This is a genomic window from Magnetospirillum sp. 15-1, assembly GCF_900184795.1.
GTDB lineage: Bacteria > Pseudomonadota > Alphaproteobacteria > Rhodospirillales > Magnetospirillaceae > Phaeospirillum.
In genome coordinates this window covers 36,780-62,054 of record NZ_FXXN01000026.1, presented here as the reverse complement: position 1 = coordinate 62,054, position 25,275 = coordinate 36,780, and the positions used below count along the sequence as shown (strand labels likewise).

Sequence of the window (25,275 nt, the reverse complement as noted above, 5' to 3'; positions counted from 1 at the left end):
ATCTGATCAAGATATCCTGGCCCCGATGGGATTCCCACCATCACATGCCGAGGATCACAGATATGGCCGCCACGTTCACGGTAAAGACCCGCATTTACGGCGGGTTCCTCAGCATCCTAGCCTTTCTGGTGATCGTTGCCGTCATGGTCGGCATCGGCTTTGCGACCATCGGGCGCAACGTCTCGGAATTCCAGCGGGTCAACAAGAACACCATCCGGGTTCTGACCATCGACCGCAACGTGGTCGGCCTGCGGCGCAACGTCCTGGCCTTCACCGGCAGCCAAGGCGACGAGACGGCGCTGAGCCGCATCCGCGCCCTGCAGACCGGCCTGGACAAGGACCTGACCGATGCCCTCGCCAGTACGCTCGATCCCGAACGCAGGGCTATCCTGGAGCGGATGAAGGCCCTGTTGGGAGAGTACAACGCCAATCTCGAGAAGGTCATCGCGCTGAGGGCGTCCCGCGACAAAGCCCTGATCGAGCGGGCCACTCCCGCCGGAGCCGGCATGGTCGAGGCCCTGAGCGGGGCGGTGGATGGGGCCATGGCCGACGGCGACTACCTGATCGCCGCCCATGCCGGCAGGGCCCTGCAGCATCTGCTGCTGGCCCGGGTCAACGCTAACCGTTTCCTCGCCACCCCGGACCAGAAATTCTCGGACGCCACCCTGGCCCAGCTCGACGCCACCGAAGCGTCGCTGAAGGCCCTGGCCGGGCAGGCCCGCGACGCCCGCACCCGCAAGGCGGTGGAAAGCACCGGGCAGATCCTGCCCGCCTACCGCGCCGACTTCGCCCAGATCATGGGTGACACCAACGAGATCGACCGGCTGGTGTCCAAGGAGGCGGCCCGCCTGGGGGCCGAGTTCGCCGATCTGGCCGTCAAGGTCAAGGATTCCCAGCTTCTGGTCCTGAGTACGCTCAGCAGCAGCACCGAAGCCACCATCAGCAGCCAGGACGTCTGGTCCAAGGCGGTATCGACCATCGCGGTGCTGCTCGGCCTGGTCTTCGCCATGCTGATCGCCCGCTCCATCCTGCGCCCCATCGATGCCATGACCGGAGTGATGGGCCAGTTGGCCGCCAACAATCTGGGGGTCCAGGTTCCCTATGCCGAGCGCGGCGACGAGATCGGCGCCATGGCCAAATCGGTAGCCCACTTCAAGGATCAGCTGATCCGCGTGAAGCAGTTGGAGACCGAGCAGGAGGAGCAGAAAAAGCAGGCCGAGGCCGACCGGCTGGCCGCCATGCGCAAGATGGCCGACACCTTCGAGGACAGCGTCGGCAAGGTCATCGAGACGGTGACCTCGGCCGCCACCGAGTTGCAGGCCGCCTCGGGCCAGATGGCCGGCACCGCCACCGAGACCAGCACCCAGGCCACCACCGTGGCGTCGTCGGCGCAGCAGGCCTCGGCCAACGTGCAGACCGTCGCCTCGGCCACCGAGGAACTGTCGTCCTCCATCAACGAAATCTCGCAGCAGGTGGAGCGTTCGCAGGCGGTGGCCCAACGGGCCCGCGACGAGGCGGGACACACCACCGAGCAGGTCCGCTCGCTGTCCGAAAACGTCGGACGCATCGGCGAGATCGTCAATCTGATCAACGACATCGCCGCCCAGACCAACCTGCTGGCCTTGAACGCCACCATCGAGGCGGCCAGGGCCGGCGACGCCGGCAAGGGCTTCGCCGTGGTCGCCAACGAGGTCAAGAACCTCGCCAACCAGACGGCGCGGGCCACCAGCGAGATCGCCGGCCAGATCTCCGCCGTACAGCAAAGCACCTCGGCCGCCGTCTCGGCCATCGACAGCATCTCGACGGTGATCGGCGAGATGGGCGAGATCAGCACCTCGGTGGCCTCGGCCGTGCAGCAGCAGACCGCCGCCACCGCCGAGATCGCCCGTAATGTCGAGCAGGCGGCGCTGGGCACCGCCGAGGTGTCGAGCAACATCGTCTCGGTGGAACAGGCGGCACGGGAAACCGGCGCCGCCGCCGAGCAGATCCGGGAATCCTCCACCGACCTGTCGCGGCAGGCCGAATTCCTCCGCCACGAGGTTTCCACCTTCCTGGCCCAGGTGCGGGCCGACAGGAAGGACATGGTGCTGCTGCGCTGGGACAAGGCCCTGGAAACCGGAGTGACCTCGGTGGATGGGCACCACCACGCCCTCTACGACCTGGTCAACGAGGCCTACCGCCACATGATGGGCGGCGAAGGCCGCCAGGCGGCCCTGACCCTGCTGACCGAGCTGGACCGCTCCATGCACATCCATTTCGACGACGAGGAAGCGCTGATGAAGCGCCAAGCCTATCCCGAGGTCGAGGCCCACACCCGCAGCCATCGCGCCTTCTTCAAGCGCCTCGAGGAACTGCGCGCCGCCATTACCGCCGGCAGCGCCAGCGGCGGGGCCGAGCTGTTCGACTACGTCGCCACCTGGCTGGTCCAGCATATCGGCAAGGAGGACGGCGCCATGGCCCGCTTCCTGGCGGAGAAACGGGTGGCCTGACCTGCCGCCCGCCATATCCGATTACGAATATGTTGCACTGCAATATACTCTATTGACTCGCTGCTATCCGAGTCCCATGATACGCCCCATGTTGCATTGCAGCATGGGGCGAGCTGTTTGCCCCCTGCCGCGCGAACCCGCAGGCATGATGCCTCGCCCATCAGGGAGTCCCGACCATGACCACCGCCAAGGCCAAGCCGGCCGCCGTCGCCACCGCCGCCAAGACCGTCGCCGCCGCTCCGGCTCCCGCCCCGGTGAAGGCCACCAAGGCCCCCATCGCCGAGGCGCATGCCGAGGCCGTCAAGTCCATCGAAGAAGCGGTGACCGTCGGCAAGGAGACCATCCAGACCGTGGTCAAGGCCTCGGCCGAGGCCGCCGCCAAGGGTTATGACAAGGCCGCCAAGGGCTACGACAAGGCCGTCGCTTCGGCCAAGGAGCAGGTCGAGGCCGCCGTCGCCGTCTCCAAGGAGACCATCGAGCAGGTGGTGAAGGCCTCCACCGACGTGGCCGCCAAGGGCTATGACAAGGCCGTCGCGCTGGGCAAGGAGCAGGTGGACGTCGCCACCGCCGTGTCCAAGGAGACCATCGAGAGCGTGGTCAAGGCCTCGTCCGAAGCCGCCACCAAGGGCTACGACAAGGCCGTCTCCATCGGCAAGGAGCAGGTCGAGGCCGCCGTCAAGGCGCAGACCGCCGCCTACAAGGGCTACGAGGACGTGCTGTCCCAGGCCAAGGACAACGTCGAGGCCTTCGTCAAGGCCGGCACCATCCTGACCAAGGGCCTGCAGGACATCTCCAAGGCCTTCGTCAGCCTGACCCAGGCCGGCATCCAGGAGCAGGTCGCCGCCTCCAAGGCCCTGCTGTCGACCAAGACCCTGAAGGAATTCATCGACCTGCAGACCGACCTGACCAAGGCCGGCGTGGACAAGCTGGTGGCCGAGTCCACCCTTCTGGCCGAGCAGTCGGTCAAGCTGGTCGAGAACACCCTGGCCCCCATCAGCGACCGGGTCAACGCCACCGTCGACAAGCTGGTGAAGAAGGTCGCGTAACGCGCTCCATCATCACGATGATCAGGGCCCGGCGGGTGACCGCCGGGCCTTTTTCATGCCCGCAATCCCCCCATGCGGAAAAAGGGGCCTTTTCGCCGGGCGCCCGCACCCAATATGATAGGGGTGTAAAAAGCAACCAAGGCCCAAGCACACAGGCTATGAGCGAAAACGGTAACGACAAGCGCAACGGCGACGACGGTCAGACGGGAGTGGTCATCAAGACCCGTCCCAAGACCAAGAAGCCGTCCATGTACAAGGTCCTGATGCTGAACGACGATTACACTCCCATGGAGTTCGTCGTGCATGTCCTTGAGCGGTTTTTCAACAAATCGCGTGAGGACGCGACCCGCGTGATGTTGCATGTCCATACCAGAGGTGTCGGGATTTGCGGTGTTTACACATATGAGGTGGCGGAGACCAAGGTAACCCAGGTCATGGACCTGGCGCGCCAGAACCAGCATCCGCTGCAGTGTACGATAGAAAAGGAATAGCCCGCCCGTCGCGGCGCGTTCCCCTTGGATAAGGATCGGCCCCTATGCTGTCGCGCAACCTGGAGCAGAGCCTGCACCGTGCCTTGTCTCACGCCTCGGAGCGTCGCCACGAATACGCGACCCTCGAGCATCTTCTGCTGGCCCTTACCGATGATCAGGATGCCGTGGCGGTGCTGCGGGCCTGCAACGTCGACATCGACAAGCTGAAGCGGGACCTGGGCGAGTTCATCGATACCAACCTGTCGGAGCTGGTGTCGCCTCGCGGTACCGACCCCAAGCCCACCGCCGGTTTCCAGCGCGTCGTGCAGCGCGCCGCCATTCACGTCCAGTCCTCGGGCAGAGAAGAGGTGACCGGGGCCAACGTCATCGTGGCGCTGTTCTCGGAACGGGAAAGCCACGCCGTCTATTTCCTGCAGAACCAGGACATGACGCGCCTCGACGCCGTCAACTACATCAGCCACGGCGTCGCCAAGGCGCCCGGCCGCGGCCAGAACCGCACCGTCCACGGCGCCGACGAGGAAGCCAACCCGGACAAGGTGGTCAAGAAGGGGCAGGAGGCGCTCAACGCCTATTGCGTCAACCTCAACAAAAAGGCCGCCCAGGGCAAGATCGACCCGCTGATCGGCCGTGACGAGGAAATCGACCGCACCATCCAGATCCTCTGCCGCCGGTCCAAGAACAACCCGCTCTACGTGGGCGACCCCGGCGTGGGCAAGACCGCCATCGCCGAAGGCCTGGCCCGGCGCATCGTCAACGGCGAGGTCCCCGACGTCTTGAAGAACGCCACCATCTTCGCCCTCGACATGGGCTCGCTGCTGGCCGGCACCCGTTATCGCGGCGATTTCGAGGAGCGCCTGAAGGCGGTGGTCACCGAGCTGGAGAACTACGACGGCGCGGTGATGTTCATCGACGAGATCCACACGGTGATCGGCGCCGGCGCCACCTCGGGCGGTTCCATGGATGCGTCCAACCTCCTGAAGCCGGCCCTGGCCTCGGGGTCCTTGCGCTGCATCGGCTCGACCACCTACAAGGAATTCCGCAATCACTTCGAGAAGGACCGCGCCCTGGTGCGGCGCTTCCAGAAGATCGACGTCAACGAGCCGTCCATCTCGGACACCATCAAGATCCTGAACGGCATCAAGACCTATTACGAAAGCCATCACAAGGTCCGCTACACCGCCGAGGCCATCAAGGCGGCGGTGGAGCTGTCGGCCAAGTACATCACCGACCGCAAGCTGCCCGACAAGGCCATCGACGTCATCGACGAGGTGGGCGCGTCGCGCATGCTGCTGCCGGAATCCAAGCGGCGCAAGACGGTCACCGTCAGGGATGTGGAGGAGATCGTCGCCAAGATCGCCCGCATCCCCCCGAAAAGCGTGTCCACCAACGACATGGAAGCGCTCAGGAATCTCGAACGCGACTTGAAGACTCTGGTATTCGGCCAGGACAAGGCCATCGAGGCCCTGTCTTCCGCCATCAAGCTGGCCCGCGCCGGCCTGCGCGAGCCGGAAAAGCCCATCGGCTGCTACCTGTTCTCCGGCCCCACCGGCGTCGGCAAGACCGAGGTGGCCCGCCAGTTGGCCAAGATCATGGGTATCGAGCTGACCCGCTTCGACATGAGCGAGTACATGGAGCGCCATTCGGTGTCGCGGCTGATCGGCGCGCCGCCCGGCTATGTGGGCTTCGACCAGGGCGGGCTGCTCACCGACGCTATCGACCAGCATCCCCATTCGGTGCTGCTGCTCGACGAGATCGAAAAGGCCCATCCCGACCTGTTCAACATCCTGCTTCAGGTCATGGATCACGGGCGGCTTACCGACCACAACGGCAAGACCGTCGACTTCCGCAACGTGATCCTGATCATGACCACCAATGCCGGCGCCGCCGATCTGGCCAAATCGGCCATCGGCTTCGGCCGGGAATCACGGGAAGGCGACGATTCCGAGGCCATCAACCGCATGTTCAGCCCGGAATTCCGCAATCGCCTGGACTCGACCATCGCCTTCGCCAACCTCACCCCCGAGGTCGTCGCCCAGGTGGTGGACAAGTTCGTCATGCAGTTGGAAACCCAGCTGGGCGACCGCGACGTGGCCATCGAACTGACCGACGAGGCCCGCGCCTGGCTGGCCAAGAAGGGCTACGACCGCTCGTTCGGCGCACGCCCCCTGGCCCGCGTCATCCAGGAGCACATCAAGAAAGCCCTGGCCGAGGAATTGCTGTTCGGCCGCCTGGCCAAGGGCGGCATCGTCCGCATCCGGGTGGGCGAGGACAACAAGCTGGCCTTCGAGTTCCTGGCCGCCGCCCCCAAGGCGGACAAGATCCCCGAACTGGTGGAATAACCGCGACACCCGTCGCCGCAACCGGGGCGCTCCCAAGGGAGCGCCCTTTTGCTTGCCTTGGATGAGGGGCAATTTCTTGACAATTGGCCTCGGGTTGGCGATAATTAACCTGTAACAGAGAAGGAGGCGCACCGGGATTGGAAGGTTGTCACGACAATATCCGATGTACTCGCCGCCTCCATCGAGGCAGAGACAACACCGGGCAGGAGGATGTTGACAGCATGACACCACCGGGTCGAGTTTGAGGTGCCGATATAGTGGCATCAGGTACTATGACAATACAGACTGCTCTCTTATCGGCCGCTGCGCCGAATATATAGGACCTGTAGGTCCCAAAACCACAAGCCCCGCGCGGAGCACGATGTCTCCGGCGGGGCTTCGGTTTGTCTGGACGGATATTCCGACAGCGCCGTAACGCCATCCCGAGCGAAGCCGAACCCCGTCCCAGGGCGTCCCAATGACGGACCGGCTACAGCATCCGCACGGCCATCATCTTGGCTTCGGTGGCGGCCTGGGCGTCGCCGGCGATGGTGGCGTCGGCGATGGCGCCCTCCTTGAGCAGGACCAGGCGCCGGGCCAGACGCTCGGGCTCGGGCAGTTCGGCCTTGTGACACATCTCGCCCAGGGTCTCGACGATGCGGCGCTTGTGGTCGCCGGCCACCCGGTGGATGGGATCGCCCGGCTCGGCGTATTCCGCCGCCGCCTTGACGAAGGGACAGCCGCGGAAGACCTCCGGGCCGTCGCCGCCGATCACCGCCTCGCCCCGGAACCACTCGCCCAGGACCTCGAACATATTCAGCACCTGGGATCGCGGCGTGCCGCCCATGGCCAGCATGCGGCCGAACAGCCAGTCGCGGAACCGCCGGTCGCGCAGCTCCAGCGCGGCGACGATCAGCTCCTCCTTGGACTTGAAGTGATGATAGAGGGTCATCTTGGTCAGACCCGCCGCGTCCAGGATGGCGGCGATGCCGGTGGCGTGGAAGCCGTCCCGCAGGAACAGGCGGAGTGCCGCCTCGACCAGATCATCACGGCGTGAGGGAGGAGCCATGGGTGTTCCCTTGTTAGACCAACCGGTTGGGCAAGCATGATGACAGCCCGACCACCCGCTCCACAACACTCCTTTGCGTACGCCGCCATTGCGTAACCGCTCCGTCATCCTTATGTGTTGCCTCCATGAACGACACCACCGCCAAAACCAACCTGATCGGCCTGTCACGCGACCAGCTGATCGCCGAAATGGCCACCATCGGCGAGAAGCCATTCCGCGCCAAGCAGCTGTGGCACTGGATGTACAATCGCGGCGAAACCGATTTCGCCAAGATGACCTCCATCTCCAAGGCCATGCACGGCGCCCTGGCCGAGCGCTATGTGGTGCGTCGCCCCGTGGTGACCAAGGAGCTGACCTCCAGCGACACCACCCGCAAGTGGCTGCTGAAGTTCGACGACGGCAACGAGGCGGAAACCGTCTACATCCCCGACGCCGACGAGGAACGCGGCGCGGTGTGCATCTCCACTCAGGTGGGCTGCACCCTGACCTGCCGCTTCTGCCATACCGGCACCCAGTTGCTGGTGCGCAACCTGGGGGCGGCCGAGATCGTCGGCCAGTTCATGGTGGCCCGTGATTCCTATGGTGAGTGGCCCACCCCCGACGACGGCGGCCGCCTGCTGTCCAACATCGTGGTGATGGGCATGGGCGAGCCCCTCTACAATTTCGAGAACGTCGCCACCGCCCTGGAAATCGCCATGGACGGCGAGGGAATCGGCATTTCCAAGCGCCGCATCACCCTGTCCACCTCGGGCGTGGTGCCCATGATGAAGGAATGCGGCGAGCGGCTGGGGGTCAACCTGGCCATCTCGCTGCACGCGGTGACCGACGAGATCCGCGACCGCATCATGCCCATCAACAAGAAGTATCCCCTGGCCGAGCTGATGCGGGCCTGCCGCGAGTATCCCGGCGCGTCCAACGCCAGACGCATCACCTTCGAGTACATCATGCTGAAGGGCGTCAACGATTCCCCGGCCGACGCCCGCGCGCTGCTGAAGCTGGTCAAGGGCCTGCCGGCCAAGTTCAACCTGATCCCGTTCAATCCCTGGCCGGGCTCGGAATTCGAGACGCCGGACATCCGGACCACCAAGGCGTTCTCGGACATCTTGCAAGATGCCGGCTATTCCGCCCCCATCCGCATGCCCCGGGGCCGCGACATCCTGGCCGCCTGCGGCCAGTTGCGCTCGGAAAGCCAGCGGGAGCGGGCGTCGCTGGCCAAGGCCCGCGCCGCCCAGGGCATCGAGGACGAGCATCACAAGGCCGAAGCCTGAGCGTCCCCGCCCCGCCGCGAGGCGGGACGGAAACGCCCGGTTCGTCGCTAGGCCTGCTCGCCCTTCACCGCCTTGACGTCGGTGGTGAAGTGGATGACCCCCCGCTCGGTATCGGTGAACAGGGTGACGTTGGCGGTACCGGTCTGCCAGTCGTCGGTGGTCACCAGCCGCACCTCGATATGACGGCCCAGCAGCTTGTCCGAGCTCTGCAGCACGACCAGATGGTGGGTGTTCTTCGGCATCACCGTCATGTCGGTCACCGAGCCGTTCACCGGCAGCTTCACGTCCAGCGGCGGATTGGTCGCCTGGAAGACGCCGGCCAGGCCGGCGGCCTTGGCATGGGCCACGTCGACGACCAGATTGAGGTTCAAGGCGTAACCGCCGGCCGGAGCGCTGGCGCCTTCATAGGTGACGATAAAAGTTCCAACGGGCATGTCTTCCCCCTGTTGCATTGGTGGGTGACGATAGGCAATCAGACTCTCATTGATTGCAAACATGACCATACACCACCATCCCATGATCAGTAATTTATATTTTGTTACGGACTGTAAGATGCAGCACGCCGGAATGCGCATCATGCATCACGTGCTGCACGCCTATCCAAGACCATTGGCAGAGAAATATCTTGTGCCCGCAGGACTATCGCCATATCCCGCATTAAGATGCAGCAACGCATGAAGTGTTTCGTTTACGTTGTTTATACAAAAGAATCACATCCTAAAGATTGCGATTCTTACGTAAGCCGGGGCCGCCAAGGCCGCGCAGCACCATGGCATTCAGGGCCGATGAACTTCCCGTTCGATTCGGGCCAGCGCGCCAAGCAGGATGGCATTCTCGTCGTCGCTCAGACGCCCATGCCCGGGAAGGTAGTCGGCCATGCGACGCTGCGAATAGCGTCCATACAGCTCGCCATCCCGGCTGACGACCTGCTCACGGACCAGTTGGGCGGCGGTCGCGTGGCAATCTCCGCACTTCCGCTTGAAAAGGTCTGGGGTCTGGGTCTGGGCCAGCAGCATTGAATAGATGGCGGCGATATCCTCCGAGGAGTACCCGCCGTTATGGGTGGTAAGCAGCACCTTCACATCCCGGCCATCGCTGCGGCCGCGCAGCATTCCGTCGGTCACCGTCAGGAATTTGCGGGCGAACGAACCGGCATGGTCGTGGCAGCCGCCGCATCGCTGATCCCACAATTGATGGATATCCGCCGCCTTCGCCGCCCCCGTGAGGGCGAGAGATGCCCAGAGCAGCAAAAAGCGCATGACGGCGTTCATTGCCGCCCCATCCCGCCGCCCCCCGGAGGCAGGCGAACCGAAGCATGGGCATCGAACATCCACGCGGCAACGGCCACCAGATCCTTATCCGTCAATTGGGGGAAGGTGTCGCCGATGGCCGGCATCAGGCCAAACCGCTGGATGGCGTTGGGGTCCGCCGACTTATCCGCCGACGGTGCCTTCACATAATCGACCACCCGGGCCAGAAAGGCGTCCCGGTCATTGCCGCTGAGTTGGCGAATGCGGGCGGACATCATATCGATCGGCGGCGCCACCATCTCGTCGCGTCGCGCGGGGTCGCGGCGGGCGAAATGGCAGCTTGCGCACGCGCCGTCGAATATCGCCTTACCCTCGCCGGCCTCGGCTCCCCAGGGAAACAGGATCACCACGGCGGCCACCCATGCCACTCGGTGTAAAATCATGGCTCACCTCCCACTTCAAGACCACAGCTTGCCCCTTCTTGCCGTGCGGCCGCCATGACATTGATCAGTCCCTTCCGGGGCATCCGGCCCGTTGCGGGATCGGGGGTATGCTTCACGAAACGAATCTCCGACTCTCCTTGCCTCGGGCGCCCCAATGCCTATACTGCGCCGCCAAATCCCTCCCCATCACGGAAAGGCGTTTGCCATGAAGGGCGAAGTCAAGAAGGTCGTTCTGGCCTATTCCGGCGGTCTCGATACCTCCATCATCCTGCGCTGGCTGCAGGACCAGTATCAGTGCGAGGTGGTGACCTTCACCGCCGATCTCGGCCAGGGCGAGGAGCTGGAGCCGGCCCGCGCCAAGGCCCGCCTGATGGGCATCAAGGAAGAGAACATCTTCATCGACGACCTGCGCGAGGAATTCGTCCGCGACTTCGTCTTCCCGATGTTCCGCGCCAACGCGCTGTATGAAGGCGTCTACCTGCTGGGCACCTCCATCGCCCGGCCGCTGATCTCCAAGCGTCAGATCGAGATCGCCAACATGGTGGGCGCCGACGCCGTGTCGCACGGGGCCACCGGCAAGGGCAACGATCAGGTGCGCTTCGAGATGGGCTATTACGCCCTGAAGCCCGACATCAAGGTCATCGCGCCGTGGCGCCTGTGGGACCTGACCAGCCGTACCAAGCTGCTGGACTTCGCCGAAAAGCACCAGATTCCCATCGCCAAGGACAAGCGCGGCGAGGCGCCCTATTCCACCGACGCCAACCTGCTGCACATCTCCTACGAGGGCAAGGCGCTGGAGGACCCGTGGGTCGAGCCCTTCGAGGACATGTACACCCGCTCGGTCGCCCCGGAAAACGCCCCCGACAAGCCCACCTATATCGAGATCGAGTTCGAGAAGGGTGACGCGGTGGCCATCGACGGCGTGCGCATGAGCCCCGCCACCCTGCTGACCAAGCTGAACGAACTGGGCGGCGCCAACGGCATCGGCCGCCTGGACCTGGTCGAGAATCGCTTTGTCGGCATGAAGAGCCGCGGCGTCTACGAGACTCCCGGCGGCTCGGTGCTGATCGTGGCCCACCGCGCCATGGAGAGCCTGACGCTGGATCGCGGCGAGTCCCACTTGAAGGACGAGCTGATGCCCCGCTACGCCGAACTGATCTACAACGGCTTCTGGTTCGCGCCCGAGCGCATCGCCATCCAGACCATGATCGACAAGGTCAGCGAGAACGTCACCGGCACCGTACGGCTCAAGCTCTATAAGGGCGTCGCCTCGGTGGTCGGCCGCAAGTCGCCCAAGTCGCTCTACCGCATGGACTACGTCACCTTCGAGGAAGACTCGGTCTACGATCAGCGCGACGCCCAGGGCTTCATCAAGCTCAACGCCCTGCGCATGCGCCTGGCGAAGATGGCTCGCGGATAAGTATTTACCCTCGGGTCGATTGAAGTGAGCAGGACCCCGCCCTCGCGGGGTCCTTTTTCTTTGAAGCGCGACCCAATCTAATTGCGTTTCGCTCCAAGAAATTCCATCTATCCGCTTTACGCACTCCGGCGCCTTTTATACCATCGTTTAGGATAAGCATCCCGATGGTCATGACAGTGCCACCAGCCGTCAGCAGCAATAATCACGCCGTCGCCACGACCTCGAAATGGTGGCCGCTGGTTCTATGGGGCGTGTCCATGATCGTGGTCATCGCCTGGACGGCCTCCATCGTCCTGCATGACCGCGACGCCTTCATGGCGCAGGCAGAATTCCGCACCCAGTCCATGGCCGACCTGGCCGCCGAGCAGGTGCTGCGCACCATCGAGGGGGCCGATACCGCGCTGCAGGCGGCACGCACCCAGTACCGCAACATCGGCGACTGGGACGCCATATCCAACGATCGCAGGGTCTGGCAGACCCTTTACGATTACGCCGAGGCGCTGTCGGCGGTCCCTATCCTGTATATGGTCGATCAGAAGGGCATCGTCCGCCTGCACGGCATCAGCTTTCCGTTCCGGCCGCTCTCCATCGCCGAACGCGACTATTTCAAGTTCCATCGGGATAATGCCAGCGACGAGCCCCAGATCAGCGCCCCCCTTATCGGCGCCGTCAGCGGCAATCAGGTGATCATCATCAGCCGCCGCCTGTCCACCCCCGACGGCGGCTTCGCCGGAGTGGTCGGCGCCACCCTCAAGGCCGACGCCTTCCAGCGCTTCTTCCTGACCCTGGGCCTGGGCGACGGAGCGGTGGTCAACCTTCAGCGCGGCGACGGCGTCATCCTGGCCCGCCAGCCCCACCGCGACGGCGCGGTCGGTTCCAGGGTGGACAATGCCAAGGCCTTTCCCGCCATCGCCGAGGGCCTGCCCAAGGCCACCGCCATCACCACCTCGCCCCTGGACGGAATCGCCCGCGTCACCGCCTTCCGGCGGCTGGACCGCTTCGGGCTGGTGCTGATCGCCGCCATTCCGGTGGAAACGGTCCTGGGCGACTGGCGCCGCCAGACCATCCGCATGGCCGCCATGGTCGGGGTGGGCATCCTTTCGCTGTCCGGCCTGTTCGTCATGCTGCTGCGCCGCTACCACACAGAGGTGGCCGCCCGCGCCGAGCTGAAGAGCAGCGAGGCCACCCTCAGCCGCGCCCAGAGCGTCGCCCATATCGGCTCGTGGCAGGTGGAGATTCCCACCGACGCGGTCCGTTGGTCCGAGGAGACCTACCGCATCTTCGGCCTCGCCCCCTCTTTCCCCGTCACCTCGTCCGCGGTGATGAACATGATCCATCCCGACGACCGCATCCGGGTCCGCGACGCGCTGTCCGCCCTGTTGAAGGGGGAGGATTTCGAGGTCGAGCATCGCATCATCGCCGGCAGCGGCGAGATCAAGTGGGTGACCGCCCGCGCCCAGGTCACCGACTCGACCACCGGGGAAGCGCAGGAGATTCTGGGAACCGTCCAGGACATCACCGAGAAGAAGCTGGCCGAGACCGCCATCCGCGAGCATCAGGCCCTGCTGCTCGAGGTCCAGAGCGTCGCCAATCTCGGCTATTACGACTACGATATGCGGGTGGACCGCTGGCGCTCCTCGCCCATCCTCGACGAAATCTTCGGCATCGGCCCCGACTACCCGCGCAGCGGCCAGGGCTGGCTTGATCTGATCGCCCCCGCCATGAGGGCGGAAATGGCCGCCTATCTGGCCGAAATCCAGTCCGGCGCCCATGATTTCGACAAGTCCTACGCCATCGTCCGCCACGGCGACGGCGCCCAGCGCTGGGTCGCCGGCCTGGGCAAGATCGAGCACGACGCCGGCGGCCGCCCCATCCGCATGGTCGGCACCATCAGGGATATCACCGACCAGCGCCGCGCCGAGCAGGCCCTGCTCGACAAGGCGGAGGAGTTGGAACGCTCCAACACCGAACTGGAACAGTTCGCCTATGTGGCCAGCCACGATCTGCGCGAGCCATTGCGCATGGTCTCGTCCTACGTGGACCTGCTGGCCCGGCGCTACAACGACAGGCTGGACGACGACGCCCGCGAGTTCATCGCCTTCGCCAAGGACGGGGCGGCGCGCATGGACCGCCTGATCCTCGACCTGCTGGAATATTCCCGCATCGGCCGCATCACCCGGCCCATGCTGCCGGTGGCCCTCGGCCCCGTGGTGGAGCGGGCGTTGGCGGCCCTCTCGCTGAAGATCGAGGAAAGCGGCGCCGAGATGTCCACGCCGCCCTCCATCCTGCCCACCGTGCTGGGCGACGGCGAGGAACTGATGCGGCTGTTCCAGAATCTGATCGGCAACGCCATCAAATACCGCGATCCCGAGCGCAAGCCGGTGATCACCATCGAGGCCGAGAACGCCGGCAAGGAATGGATCATCACCGTCGCCGACAACGGCATCGGCATCGACCCCAAGTACTACGAGCGCGTCTTCCTGATCTTCCAGCGCCTGCACCGGCGCGGCGAGTTCGAAGGCACCGGCATCGGCCTCGCCATCTGCAAGAAGATCGTCGAGCACCACGGCGGCCGTATCTGGGTCCAGTCCACCCCCGGCGAAGGCTCGCGCTTCTCCATCACCCTGCCGCCCATCGGGCAGGTGTAGGAGGACGAGTTGGAGGTGAATAGGCGAAGGGATTCGTCCCTTCACGCATCCCTATTCCTGGTCGAGTCCATCCGGCAGAAGGCGACGGGGATGGCGGCCCTCAGCAAGTTCTGAGAGAGCGTATACTGTCCCAGCAATCAAACAGTGTTTAGCAACAGGAACATATATCACCTTAACGCTAGACGTTTCAAAAGCGCCTGTCAGCGACCGCGATGTCATCATAACCCTAGCAATTGAGTGCTTTTTGGCAAAAGATATAAGATGCCGAGCCCCAGAATGGTCACGCTCAATTCTGTCACTCCATTTCACCTCAGCCGCCAGAAATACATCGCCGCTTCCATGAACGGCAACGAGATCAACCTCCCTTTTATCCCATTTCGCAAAAAAGAATTTATCTATCACGGAGGAGTGAACCACCTGCGCCACCAGGGCCGTCTCGGCCATGGCCCCCATGATCTCATCGTCCGGCCCCACTGGCCCGTACATGGCTGTGCGCAGGCAAGGATTGGTGATATAGGCTTTGAATCCCGTATCCCGCTTGGGTCGCCGGCCGAATTCGTCCACCCGGTAAAGCCGATGGATCAGGAAGGCCGCCTCCAGAAAGGTAAAAAATTTGTACAGTGTGTTCTTGGGGATATTGGTTTCCTTGGAAAGCTCCCCAATGCTCAGTTCCTGGCCGGTGTTGTAGACCAGGGCAGCAAAGAAACGGGACAGTTCGTTAGGATTGTCGATACCGTACAGACTGGGCAGATCGCGCTGCAGTGCCTTTTCAAGAATGTCCGAAGCAATGAAGCGTGGCAGGTCGGCACGAATATCCGGGTCGAGAATGGCTTCGGGAAAACCGCCAAAATTGAGATAGTCGATAAAATGCCGGTTGAGGAGATTGATCTCGGCATTGGCGTCAGCTCCGATGAAGTCCAGGAACTCGGCGAATAGCAGGGGCGGCAACAGAAAATCGGTGAAACGCCCCGCCCCCGATTCTCGGCTCTTCATCCGCAACGCGGCAGCGGCAGAGCCCGACACCACGAAGCGGATATTGGGGTAGTCATCGACCATCACCTTGAGATAGGCCTCCCACTCCTCCACGTACTGGATTTCGTCGAACACCACGTAGAAGTCGGCAAACCGGTCATAGCCCCGGTCTTCCATGAAGGACTCGAGAATCCGGCTGAGGTAGATACCCCGGTAGATGGGGTTCTCCAGCGAGACGAACAGAATACGCTCCGGCGCCACATCCTTTTCATGGATCAGCCGCCGGATACATTGCCGCAGCATTACCGTCTTACCCACCCGGCGTGGCCCCATCAGGACCACGGCCCGGCGCACGCCCCGGTTGGTCATCAGTTCGAAGAACGGCTCGAGGTACGACCGCTGCCGCATCTTCTCCAGCAGTTGATCGAGAATGCCCAGATCGCTCCACCACGGATTCTCAAACGTCAGGCGACGTAGAATCTCGGCTTCCGGCACTCGCAGCATCACTCGCCTCACAAGATCATGATTGCGATCTTAATCTAAGAGTATCGCTACCGATAATCAAGATCAAGATAATGATCTTATTCTTCGCCTCACTCTTGCCACAAGCTGCCTTTAGACCCGGGCGGGTGAACATGCTAAGACCGGCCTCATGGACCTGCATCATCCGGAACTGACCTACGCCGCCATCGTCGCCCTGGCCGCCGTGCTGTGCGGCGGGCTGATGACGCGCCTGAAGCAACCGGCCATCGTCGGCTACATCCTGGCCGGCGTGGTGCTGGGTCCCAGCGGCTTCGGGCTGGTCAGCAACCGCGACGCCGTGGCGACGCTCGCCGAGTTCGGCGTGCTGATGCTGCTGTTCGTCATCGGCATGAAGCTGGACATCTCGCGCTTCCTCGGGGTGTGGAAGACGGCGGTGTTCACCACCCTTCTGCAGATCGCCGGCAGCGTGGGTACCGCCTTGCTGCTGCGCCACGTGCTGGGCTGGAGCCTGGGCCTGTCCATGGTGCTGGGCTGCGCCGTGGCCATCTCGTCCACCGCCGTGGTGATCAAGGTGCTGGAAAGCTCCAACGAGCTGGACACCCCGGTGGGACGCACCACTCTCGGCATCCTGATCGCCCAGGACATGGCGGTGGTGCCCATGATGCTGGTGCTGGAATCCTTCGAGACCAAGGCGCTGCTGCCCGCCGACATGGCCCGCGTGGTCCTGTCCATGCTGTTCCTGGCCCTGCTGTTCTGGTGGATGTCCAAGCGCCGCGTCGATCTGCCGCTGACCGCGCGGCTGACCAAGGATTCCGATCTCGCCACCCTGTCGGCCCTGGCCTGGTGCTTCGGCACCGCGGCGGTCTCGGGCGTGCTGGACCTGTCGCCGGCCTACGGTGCCTTCCTGGGCGGCGTGGTGCTGGGCAATTCCGCCCAGCGCGACGTGCTGCTGAAGCGCGCCCAGCCCATCGGCAGCGTGCTGCTGATGGTGTTCTTCCTGTCCATCGGGCTGCTGCTCGATTTCAAGTTCATCTGGAAGAATCTGGGCACCGTGCTGACCCTGCTGGCCATGGTCACCCTGTTCAAGACCGCGCTCAACGTCACGGCATTGCGTCTGGCGCGCCAGGACTGGCCCAGCGCCTTCCTGGCCGGCGTCGCCCTGGCCCAGATCGGCGAGTTCTCGTTCCTGCTGGCCGAGACCGGCAAGGCGGTCAAGCTGATCAGCGCCCAGGAGACCAAGCTGGTGGTGGCCGTCACCGTGCTGTCCCTGGTGCTGTCGCCGTTCTGGCTGTTCACCATGCGCCGCATGCACCGGGTGGCGGCGGTGCACGTCCACTCGTTCCGCGATCTGGTCTCGCGGCTCTATGGCGACGAGGCCCGCGCCGTGGCCCGCACCGCCCGACGGGCCAAGATGCTGGCCCGCCGGGGAAGCTGGAGGGACGACCTCAACGCCGGCCCCGGCGCCGGCCTCTGAGACTTCAGACGCCCGGCATGGGCAGAAAATTGGGCAGCGCCTTGACGCGGGCGATCCAGCTGCGGATGTTGCCGTAAGGCTCGAGGGAAACGCCGCCCTCCGGGGCCAGCGCCACGTAGGGAAACACCGCGCAATCGGCGATGGTGGGCCGACCGGCGGCCAGCCATGCGCTGGCGGCGAGATGGGCGTCGATCAACGGCAGGATGCGCAAGGACCGCCTGATGGTCTCGGCCTTGTCGAGGCCGTAGCCGAATTTGTCCACCAGCCGCGCCGCGCACGGGCCGTTCTGGACCTCGTTGGCGGCGGTGGACAGCCACTGCACCACCTCGGCGAGGCCGGCGGGATCGCCGGGCAGCCAGGCCGCGCCGCCGTGACGGGAGGCGAGATAGACCAGGATGGCGTGCGAATCGCGCAGCACCACGTCGCCGTCCACCAGGACGGGGATTTCCCCCCAGGGATTGAGATCGCTCAGCGGAGGACGCTTGTGCTCTCCCCCCAGGAAATCCACCGGCACGACGTCGAGGGGAATCCGGGCCAGGGCCGCGAACAGCCTGACCTTGTAGCAATTCCCCGACAATTCCAGGTCATACAGTTTCATGGGTTCGATCCTTCCGTTGGTGGGTTCAGGTTGCCGGGACATGGTGGCGGGCCTGCACCGCCGGAAAAAGAGACCTGATGGCAAGTGACTCCTGCGCCAGCCGGTGCAATGGCCCGCCCTCAGGATACCATCGCCATCAGCGGCACCCGCTGGCGGCAATTGGGAAAGGCCTGCTCGACGACGACCCGCACATAGCTTTCGGCATCCGGCCAGACGTGCCGGAACGCCGCGCGATCCTCGATGATTTCGGCGTGACCGTTGACCCTGGCCCGTGCCCCCGTCCGGAAATCCACGAACAGCATCCCGATGCTCGGGTTGGTCAGGATGTTGCCGAGGGAGTTGAAGAGGTTGTTCCCGGCATAATCGGGAAACACCAGGGTTCTTTCGTCCAGGACGATGAGGGCGGGGTCGGGCTCTCCCGGCGGCCGGTGCTGGCGGCCGCGAAAGCTGCAATCGCACTCGCCGCGATGGTTGGCGGTGGCGATGAAGAAGAACGGCTGGGCCTCGATGAACGCCGCCTGGGCCGGCGACAGGCGGTCCCGGATGATCCGGCTCATGGCCCGTCCGGCGGCCTCGGCGCCGAACCGTCGCTGGGCCTCCACCTCTCCGTCATGCAGAACATCGCCGTCACCGATCATCATCCACCTCGCGCCTGACTTGTCCGCCCATGATCATTCCTCCGCTGATGGCAATAAATAGACCTAAGTGCAATTTACTACTGCGTATGGAGGCGCAATCCTCTCCCCATGGATAAGTTTCGCGCCATGAGCACCTTCGTCGACATCGTCGAGACCGGCAGCCTGACGGCGGCGGCCGAGCATGCCGGCACGTCGCTGACCTCGGTGGTGCGGAGCTTGTCGAAACTGGAAGCCCAGTTGGGCATCCGCCTGCTCAACCGCACCACCCGGCGCATGGCGCTCACCGACGAGGGACGCGACTATTTCATCCGCTGCCGGCACATCCTGGCGGAACTGGAGGAAGCGGAGGCGGCCCTGTCGGCGCGGCAGCGCGAACCGACGGGAACGCTACGACTCACCGCGCCGGTGATGTTCGGACGGCTGCATGTCGCCCCGGTGGTTGCCGCCTTCCTGGCCAGCCATCCCTCCATGCGCATCGAGTTGCTGCTGCTGGACCGGGTGGTCGACCTCCTGGAGGAAGGAATGGACGCGGCGATCCGCATCGGGCCTCTGGCGGATTCCTCCCTGGTGGCGGCCACCCTCGGCCGCACCCGGCGGGTCGTCTGCGCCAGCCCGGACTATCTCGCCCATGCCGGCCGCCCGCATCGCCCGGCGGATCTGGCGGGGCACCGCTGTATCCGGTTCCATGGCCTGCCGCCATCGGCGGAGTGGGAGTTCTCCGACGCCGGCAAGACGGTCCGCGTCGCCATCGACGGCGTCGTGGCGACCAATCAGGTGGATGCCGCCATCGCCGCCTGCGTCCAGGGTCTCGGATGCGGCATGTTCCTCGGTTATCAGGTGGGCGACGCGCTGACCGAGGGCCGCCTGGAGCGCGTCCTGGCCGGGTTCGAATGCCCGCCCGTGCCGGTCAGCCTGCTGTATCCCGGCACGCGCCTGCTCCCGCCCCGCGTCCGTGCCTTCCTCGACTGGGCGGTTCCCCGCCTGCGCGAACGGATCGCCGGGGGTTTATGACGCCCGTCGCGCATGACACCGTTTCCCGGCGAGCGGCGCCGTGCCATGGTGCGCGTCCCGACCACGACAGGAGACGCCCATGCCGGATCTGACCCTGGAATCCGAGATCGGCGGCATGGTCTGCGGCATCGACGAGGTGGGCCGTGGCCCCCTGGCCGGGCCGGTGGTGACCGCCGCAGTGATCCTCGATCCCGCCCGCCTGCCCCGGGCGTTGCTGGACAAGCTGGACGATTCCAAGAAGCTGTCCAAGCGCCTGCGGGAAGAACTGGCCGAACTGGTGCCCGCCACGGCAATCATCGGCTTCGGCGAGGCCTCGGTGGAGGAGATCGACCGCCTCAACATCCTGCAGGCCACCTTCCTGGCCATGCGCCGCGCCTACGACGCCCTGGGGCGGGAATGCGCCCACGCCTTGGTGGACGGCAACCGCCCGCCGAAACTGCCCTGCCCGGTACGTTGCGTGGTGGGCGGCGACGGCATCTCGCTGTCCATCGCCGCCGCCTCGGTGGTGGCCAAGGTCAGGCGCGACGCGCTGATGGCGGAACTGGCCCGTTCCCACCCGGAATTCGGCTGGGAAAGGAACGCCGGTTACGGCACCGCAGAGCATCTGGCGGCCCTGAAACGCCTGGGTCCCACCCCCCATCACCGCCGCTCCTTCGCCCCCGTGGCCCAACATGTGCTGTTCTAACCTGTGGATAACCCACTACCTATGGCAATGAATCATTAGATTCCAACAGGTTCTTGACGGACTCTCATGTTTGACTCAAATTGAGTCGTCCAACTCATTTGAATCGGTCCGCCATGACCCTGCCCCTTAACACCATTCTCGCCGGCGATTGCATCGCCATGATGAACTCCCTGCCCGCCGGTTCGGTGGATCTGGTCTTCGCCGATCCGCCCTACAACCTGCAACTGGGCGGCGAGTTGCTGCGCCCCAACAATTCCAAGGTGGAAGGCGTCGACGAGGATTGGGACCGCTTCTCCGACTTCGCCGCCTATGACGCCTTCACGCGCGAATGGCTGAAGGCGGCGCGCCGGGTGCTGAAGGACGACGGCGGCCTGTGGGTGATCGGCAGCTACCACAACATCTTCCGGGTGGGCTCCATCCTGCAGGACCTGGGGTTCTGGATGCTGAACGACATCGTCTGGCGCAAGTCCAACCCCATGCCCAACTTCAAGGGCACCCGCTTCACCAATGCCCACGAGACCATGATCTGGTGCGCCAAGTCGTCGGATTCGCGCTACACCTTCAACTACGATTCCATGAAGGCGCTGAACGACGATCTGCAGATGCGCAGCGACTGGACCCTGCCGCTGTGCACCGGGGCCGAGCGCCTGCGCAAGGCCGGGCGCAAGACCCACCCGACCCAGAAGCCGGAATCCCTGCTCTACCGCGTCATCATGGCCTCGACCAAGCCGGGCGACGTGGTTCTGGACCCCTTCTTCGGCACCGGCACCACCGGCGCCGTGGCCAAGAAGCTGGGCCGCCAGTTCATCGGCTGCGAGCGTGATCCCGACTACATCGCCGCCGCCAAGGAACGCATCGCCAAGGTGATCCCGGTGGCCGATCCGACCCTGCTGATGACGCCGTCCAAGCGCGCCGAGCCGCGCGTGCCGTTCGGCACCGTGCTGGAGCGCGGCCTGCTGACCGCCGGCGACCTGCTGTTCGGCGGCACGCGGCGCGACAAGGTGGCCAAGGTGCGGGCCGACGGCACCCTGATCACCGACGACCATCGCGGTTCCATCCACAAGGTGGGTGCCCTGGTCCAGGGCGCCCCGGCCTGCAACGGCTGGACCTACTGGCACTTCCAGGCGGCGGGCGAGGACTACCTGCCCATCGACGTGCTGCGCCAGAAGATCCGGGCGGAACTGCATTGAAGATACGTTCGGCCGCCTTGGCGGCGGTACTCCTGTTGCCCTGGGCCGCCCAGGCCGGTGTCTGCATCACCCAGGGCGAGACCCTGTCATGCACCGATGCCGGCGAGACGGTGATCCTCAAGGGCGGCGAGGGCGTGGCCTATTCCAGGCTGGCCGGGCGACCCATGGCCATCACCCGGGATAGCCAGGGCAACATGATGGGCCTGATCGGCGAGCAGAAGCTGATCATCCAGAAGATGGACGGCCTGTCGGTGGCCCGCTTCGGCAACCGCAAGCTGATCTGCGCCGAAGCCGGGCCGGGCATCACCATCTGCAAATAAGCCGGCGGCGTTCCGGGCCTTACTTCGGGCAGGGATGACGCTGCGGATCGGCCTCGTCGCAGACCGCCACGCCACGCAGGAAATCGGACCATTCCTTCAGCATCTCGGGCGAAACCGGCGCGGCGGAATTGCGCTCGAAGGGCTCGCCGCGCCAGATGCGCTGGACCACGTAAAGCGCCTGGACACCTCGGATGGCCTTGACCGCCACCAGCCCGCCCAGGCCGCTCTGGCGGCCCTTGGTGCAGGTCACCGTCAGGGTCGAGACGGGATAGCCGTTGGACATCCCTTCCGTTACCGGACTGGGACCGGAGGCCTCGCAGCTGGTGCGGCTGGCCTCGACGATCCGCTGGATGTGCTCGCGCGCGTCGGCGCGGGCATCGCCCATCACCTGGATGGACAGCATCTCGTTCCATCTCTCGGCATTCTGGCCGGGCGGGAACAATTGGGTGGTCAGCGCATTCTGTCCACGGGCGGTGCCCGCTTCCTGCCAGCCGGCCGGCGGCTTCAGCAGCAGCCGTTCGGTCAGTTCACTGCTTTTGGAGGCCTGGGGCTCCTGGGCCGGGCGGCCCTGCTGGCGCATCTGGGCGGATGCGGGAAGGGCGGCCACGGCCAGCGACAGGGCGGCAAGCAGGACGAACGGGCGCATCATTTCTCCATCCGGTTCAATAAGCCTTGGCCAGGGCATGCCGCACCACCTTGCGCATCAGGGTAGGCAGCGCCTGTTCCTCCAGCCGGTCCAGCGGACACCATACACCACGGACCGCCGCCTGGGCAGAGGTGCGTCCGGCCGCCACCACCAGTTCCAGGTGGAAATGGGTGAAGGTGTGGGGCACCACGCCGGGCAGCAGCCGCCAGGATTTGGGCACCAGCGGCGACGAAGGCGCGGCTTCGTCCAGACTCCACCCCGCCTCGCGCCATTCGGTGGAGGGAATTTCCATCATGCCGCCCAGCAGGCCCTTGGGCGGGCGGCGGCGCAGCAGCACCGAACCATCGGGGGCGGTCAGCCAGAAGGCCATGCCCCGCCGGGTCGGGCGCTCGGCCTTCGCCACCTTGGCCGGCAGGGTCTCGGCGATGCCCCCTGCCTGGGCACGGCAGGCGGGCCGCCAGGGACACAGGCCGCAGGCCGGGCTCTTGGGCGAACAGATGGTGGCGCCCAAATCCATCACCGCCTGGGCGTAATCGCCGGCCCGGCTGTCCGGAGTGAGGGTCGCCGCCAGTTCCTTGAGACGCGGCTTGGCGGCGGGCAGCGGCTCGGAGACGGCGAACAGCCGGGCCATCACCCGCTCCACATTGCCGTCCACCACCACCGCCCGGCGGCCGAAGGCGATGGCGGCTATGGCGGCGGCGGTGTACTCGCCGATTCCCGGTAATTGCCGCAAGCCGGCCTCGTCGTCGGGAAAGCGCCCGCCCCGCCACTCGGCCACCACCTTGGCGCAGGCGTGCAGATTGCGCGCCCTGGCGTAATAGCCCAACCCGGCCCAGGCGGCCATCACGTCGTCCACCGGCGCGGCGGCCAGATCCTCGACCCGGGGCCAGCGGCTGGTGAAGGCCAGGAAATAGGGAATCACCGCCGCCACCGTGGTCTGCTGCAGCATCACCTCGGACAGCCAGACGTGATAGGGATCGGCCGCCGCGCCGGGAGCGAAGCGCCACGGCAGGACGCGGCGGTCGCGGTCGTACCAGGCGAGCAGGATCGGGGCGAGGTCTTCGGAGCGCATGCCCCGACCATAGTGCAAATCCCGCCCCTGGGGTATGCTCGGCGAATGGCCGACCGCAAGACCAAGCCCGAGACCAAACCTTCCGACGAGCGCCGCACCTTCGGGCTGGTCTCCATCGCCGTGCCCAGCGACCGGGTGACGCGGCCGGTCTTCGGCCGCCACGGCTTTGCCGGTGGCGCCCTGGTGGTGGACTGGCCGGCCATCGTCGGCTCGGCGGTGGCCAGCCACACCCTGCCGCTCAGCATCAAGTTCCCCCCCAAGGAACGCACCGAGGGCACCTTGGTGGTCAAGGTGGATTCCGGGGCCTTCGCCCTGGAGATGCAGCACCTGGAGCCGCTGATCCTCGAACGCATCAACGGCTATTTCGGCTGGAAGGCGGTGGCGCGCCTGAAACTGCGCCAGGGGCCGCTGCCCGAATCCACCACCAAGGCCAAACCCGCCCCAGCCGCCCCGCCGCAGCCGGACGCCCCGCTGCCGGCCGGCGACCGGCTGGCCCAGGTGGAAGACCCGGAACTGCGCGAGGTGCTCGAACGCCTGGGCCGCCGGCTGGCCGGACGATAGGGCTAACCAAATCCTAAGGGCTTCCCCTATACTGTCGGTGGAACACCGAGCGCCGCGAAGGGTGCCCCGATGAATGCGTTTCAGGATCTCGCCGAGATGACCCGCGATTACGGGCTGATCCGCTATTTCGCGGTAACCGTCTCCGTGGTCGCGGCACTGATGCTGATCCTGTTCCTGTGGGGCCGCGTCCCCGACGAGTCCGAGGCACCGGCCGAAGCGCCGCCGCCCGTCCAGGCCGCTCCGCAACCGGCGGCGCCGTCTTCTTATTAGTAGCCCCTCAATTTATCAGTGGCCCCTCAATCGCCGGGCGGACCGCCTCCGCGGTCCTTGGCTCCCGCGGCATAAGCCGCGCGGCCCCTTGGGCCTATATGCCAACGCCCCCGCAATCGCCGGGCGGAGCGGACCCACATAGGCCCCGCCCCCGAAATGAGTCCCTACTCCTTGTGCGCGGGCGGTTCACCTCCTAATATCCCGCCCGGATTTCCGTTTCCCGGAGGGACCTCAAGGTGAAGCCGCTCATTCGTCTGCTCGGTGCCGTCGCCGCACTGTTCCTGGTGACCCAGACCGCCGTCGCCGCCGACCTCAGCTATCCCATCGACCAGGTCCTGGGTAAGCCCGACGCCCCCATCACGGTGATCGAGTATGCCTCGACCACCTGCCCGCACTGCGCCACCTTCCACAAGACCACCCTGCCCAAGTTCAAGTCCGAGTGGATCGAGACCGGCAAGGCCAAGCTGATCTATCGCGACTTCCCCACGGGGCCGCGCGGCCTGTCGGTGGGCGCCTCGATGATCGCCCATTGCGCCGGCCCCGACCGCTATTTCGGCCTGCTGGCCCTGATCATGGAGCAGCAGGAGAAGTGGATGAACTCGCAGAACCCGCTGGTCGAGCTGAAGAAGCTGGCCAAGCTGGCGGGCATGGGCGAGGACAAGGTGGACGACTGCCTGAAGCGCCAGGACCTGGCCAACGCCATCAACGAGCGCGCCAAGGAAGGCAACGAGAAGCTGGGGGTGGAAAGCACCCCCACCCTGATCGTCGCCGGCAAGCTGATCCCCGGCGCCATTCCCTACGACGAGTTGGACAAGGCGCTGAAGGCCGCGTCCAAATAACCCATGTCATGATTGACGTGGGTTAGGCGCAAGGCGCCGCGCGGCTTATGCCGCGGAAGCCAAGGGGCGCCTCG

At 65.2% G+C, this 25,275-nt stretch carries 24 protein-coding genes; 15 read left to right on the top strand and 9 right to left on the bottom strand.

The window, feature by feature from the left end:
- Nucleotides 1–62 precede the first annotated feature (62 nt).
- The 4 genes from CP958_RS15780 (at nucleotide 63) to clpA (ending at nucleotide 6,365) form a co-directional block, all read left to right on the top strand.
- Entirely contained in the window at nucleotides 63–2,489 is a 2,427-nt protein-coding gene (locus CP958_RS15780; protein ID WP_242442933.1) for a bacteriohemerythrin, read from the top strand.
- Between the two features lie 176 nt (nucleotides 2,490–2,665).
- Nucleotides 2,666–3,535, top strand: a complete 870-nt coding sequence (gene phaP / locus CP958_RS15775; protein WP_096703189.1) for a TIGR01841 family phasin — start codon at nucleotides 2,666–2,668, stop codon at nucleotides 3,533–3,535.
- Between the two features lie 158 nt (nucleotides 3,536–3,693).
- On the top strand, nucleotides 3,694–4,026 hold the full coding sequence (gene clpS, locus CP958_RS15770) for an ATP-dependent Clp protease adapter ClpS (RefSeq protein WP_096703188.1): 333 nt from the start codon (nucleotides 3,694–3,696) through the stop codon (nucleotides 4,024–4,026).
- 44 nt (nucleotides 4,027–4,070) lie between these two features.
- On the top strand, nucleotides 4,071–6,365 hold the full coding sequence (clpA, locus tag CP958_RS15765; RefSeq protein ID WP_096703187.1) for an ATP-dependent Clp protease ATP-binding subunit ClpA: 2,295 nt from the start codon (nucleotides 4,071–4,073) through the stop codon (nucleotides 6,363–6,365).
- Between the two features lie 469 nt (nucleotides 6,366–6,834).
- Here the strand turns inward: clpA and CP958_RS15760 are convergent, their stop codons facing one another.
- A complete protein-coding gene (locus tag CP958_RS15760; RefSeq protein ID WP_096703186.1) occupies nucleotides 6,835–7,413 on the bottom strand; it encodes a TetR/AcrR family transcriptional regulator in 579 nt (192 codons plus the stop codon).
- A 125-nt stretch (nucleotides 7,414–7,538) separates the two neighbouring features.
- On the opposite strand from CP958_RS15760, the gene rlmN reads away from it, so the two are divergent.
- Nucleotides 7,539–8,681: a 23S rRNA (adenine(2503)-C(2))-methyltransferase RlmN gene (gene rlmN / locus CP958_RS15755; protein WP_096703185.1), complete on the top strand. Its 1,143-nt coding sequence runs from the start codon at nucleotides 7,539–7,541 to the stop codon at nucleotides 8,679–8,681.
- Between the two features lie 47 nt (nucleotides 8,682–8,728).
- On the opposite strand, the gene CP958_RS15750 is transcribed toward rlmN, so the two are convergent.
- The 3 genes from CP958_RS15750 to CP958_RS15740 all read right to left on the bottom strand — a co-directional run bounded on the left by CP958_RS15750 (nucleotide 8,729) and on the right by CP958_RS15740 (nucleotide 10,350).
- Nucleotides 8,729–9,115 carry a DUF1842 domain-containing protein gene (locus CP958_RS15750; RefSeq protein WP_170958995.1) on the bottom strand — a complete coding sequence of 129 codons (387 nt, stop codon included), beginning with the start codon at nucleotides 9,113–9,115 and terminating at the stop codon, nucleotides 8,729–8,731.
- A gap of 342 nt (nucleotides 9,116–9,457) precedes the next feature.
- Nucleotides 9,458–9,952, bottom strand: a complete 495-nt coding sequence (locus tag CP958_RS15745) for a hypothetical protein (protein ID WP_096703183.1) — start codon at nucleotides 9,950–9,952, stop codon at nucleotides 9,458–9,460.
- The gene (locus tag CP958_RS15740) at nucleotides 9,949–10,350 is read right to left on the bottom strand and encodes a c-type cytochrome (protein ID WP_170958994.1); all 402 of its coding nucleotides are present in this window, start codon (nucleotides 10,348–10,350) and stop codon (nucleotides 9,949–9,951) included. Before CP958_RS15740 ends, CP958_RS15745 begins: the two co-directional genes overlap by 4 nt.
- A gap of 229 nt (nucleotides 10,351–10,579) precedes the next feature.
- Between CP958_RS15740 and CP958_RS15735 the strand changes: the two genes are divergently transcribed.
- A complete protein-coding gene (locus CP958_RS15735; RefSeq protein WP_096703181.1) occupies nucleotides 10,580–11,794 on the top strand; it encodes an argininosuccinate synthase in 1,215 nt (404 codons plus the stop codon).
- 164 nt (nucleotides 11,795–11,958) lie between these two features.
- Nucleotides 11,959–14,442 (top strand): ATP-binding protein, encoded by a 2,484-nt coding sequence (locus CP958_RS15730; protein WP_242442932.1) that lies wholly within the window; start codon nucleotides 11,959–11,961, stop codon nucleotides 14,440–14,442.
- A gap of 51 nt (nucleotides 14,443–14,493) precedes the next feature.
- Here CP958_RS15730 and CP958_RS15725 read toward each other — a convergent pair whose 3' ends face one another.
- Nucleotides 14,494–15,918 carry an ATP-binding protein gene (locus CP958_RS15725; protein ID WP_096703180.1) on the bottom strand — a complete coding sequence of 475 codons (1,425 nt, stop codon included), beginning with the start codon at nucleotides 15,916–15,918 and terminating at the stop codon, nucleotides 14,494–14,496.
- A 148-nt stretch (nucleotides 15,919–16,066) separates the two neighbouring features.
- On the opposite strand from CP958_RS15725, the gene magA reads away from it, so the two are divergent.
- On the top strand, nucleotides 16,067–17,371 hold the full coding sequence (gene magA, locus CP958_RS15720; RefSeq protein ID WP_096703179.1) for an iron transporter MagA: 1,305 nt from the start codon (nucleotides 16,067–16,069) through the stop codon (nucleotides 17,369–17,371).
- Nucleotides 17,372–17,375: 4 nt separating this feature from the next.
- Here the strand turns inward: magA and CP958_RS15715 are convergent, their stop codons facing one another.
- Nucleotides 17,376–17,969, bottom strand: a complete 594-nt coding sequence (locus tag CP958_RS15715) for a glutathione S-transferase (RefSeq protein WP_096703604.1) — start codon at nucleotides 17,967–17,969, stop codon at nucleotides 17,376–17,378.
- 119 nt (nucleotides 17,970–18,088) lie between these two features.
- Complete coding sequence (locus CP958_RS15710; protein WP_197706411.1) at nucleotides 18,089–18,610, bottom strand: pyridoxamine 5'-phosphate oxidase family protein; 522 nt, start codon at nucleotides 18,608–18,610, stop codon at nucleotides 18,089–18,091.
- A 123-nt stretch (nucleotides 18,611–18,733) separates the two neighbouring features.
- Here CP958_RS15710 and CP958_RS15705 point away from each other — a divergent pair, with 123 nt between their 5' ends.
- The 4 genes from CP958_RS15705 (at nucleotide 18,734) to CP958_RS15690 (ending at nucleotide 21,813) form a co-directional block, all read left to right on the top strand.
- Entirely contained in the window at nucleotides 18,734–19,618 is an 885-nt protein-coding gene (locus tag CP958_RS15705) for a LysR family transcriptional regulator (RefSeq protein WP_197706410.1), read from the top strand.
- Between the two features lie 79 nt (nucleotides 19,619–19,697).
- Nucleotides 19,698–20,303 carry a ribonuclease HII gene (locus CP958_RS15700; RefSeq protein ID WP_096703177.1) on the top strand — a complete coding sequence of 202 codons (606 nt, stop codon included), beginning with the start codon at nucleotides 19,698–19,700 and terminating at the stop codon, nucleotides 20,301–20,303.
- 113 nt (nucleotides 20,304–20,416) lie between these two features.
- Nucleotides 20,417–21,493: a site-specific DNA-methyltransferase gene (locus CP958_RS15695; RefSeq protein WP_096703176.1), complete on the top strand. Its 1,077-nt coding sequence runs from the start codon at nucleotides 20,417–20,419 to the stop codon at nucleotides 21,491–21,493.
- Nucleotides 21,490–21,813 (top strand): hypothetical protein, encoded by a 324-nt coding sequence (locus tag CP958_RS15690; RefSeq protein WP_096703175.1) that lies wholly within the window; start codon nucleotides 21,490–21,492, stop codon nucleotides 21,811–21,813. The genes CP958_RS15695 and CP958_RS15690 overlap by 4 nt, the downstream gene beginning before the upstream one ends.
- 19 nt (nucleotides 21,814–21,832) lie before the next feature.
- Here the strand turns inward: CP958_RS15690 and CP958_RS15685 are convergent, their stop codons facing one another.
- Together CP958_RS15685 and mutY are read right to left on the bottom strand one after the other, a co-directional pair.
- Nucleotides 21,833–22,462, bottom strand: coding sequence for a hypothetical protein (locus CP958_RS15685; protein ID WP_096703174.1), 630 nt, complete (start codon nucleotides 22,460–22,462; stop codon nucleotides 21,833–21,835).
- 13 nt (nucleotides 22,463–22,475) lie between these two features.
- Nucleotides 22,476–23,531, bottom strand: coding sequence for an A/G-specific adenine glycosylase (gene mutY / locus CP958_RS15680; RefSeq protein ID WP_096703173.1), 1,056 nt, complete (start codon nucleotides 23,529–23,531; stop codon nucleotides 22,476–22,478).
- A gap of 45 nt (nucleotides 23,532–23,576) precedes the next feature.
- On the opposite strand from mutY, the gene CP958_RS15675 reads away from it, so the two are divergent.
- The 3 genes from CP958_RS15675 (at nucleotide 23,577) to CP958_RS15665 (ending at nucleotide 25,201) form a co-directional block, all read left to right on the top strand.
- Nucleotides 23,577–24,092 (top strand): DUF721 domain-containing protein, encoded by a 516-nt coding sequence (locus CP958_RS15675; protein ID WP_096703172.1) that lies wholly within the window; start codon nucleotides 23,577–23,579, stop codon nucleotides 24,090–24,092.
- A 69-nt stretch (nucleotides 24,093–24,161) separates the two neighbouring features.
- Nucleotides 24,162–24,362 carry a hypothetical protein gene (locus tag CP958_RS15670; RefSeq protein ID WP_096703171.1) on the top strand — a complete coding sequence of 67 codons (201 nt, stop codon included), beginning with the start codon at nucleotides 24,162–24,164 and terminating at the stop codon, nucleotides 24,360–24,362.
- 236 nt (nucleotides 24,363–24,598) lie between these two features.
- Nucleotides 24,599–25,201 (top strand): DsbA family protein, encoded by a 603-nt coding sequence (locus tag CP958_RS15665; RefSeq protein ID WP_096703170.1) that lies wholly within the window; start codon nucleotides 24,599–24,601, stop codon nucleotides 25,199–25,201.
- Nucleotides 25,202–25,275 lie beyond the last annotated feature (74 nt).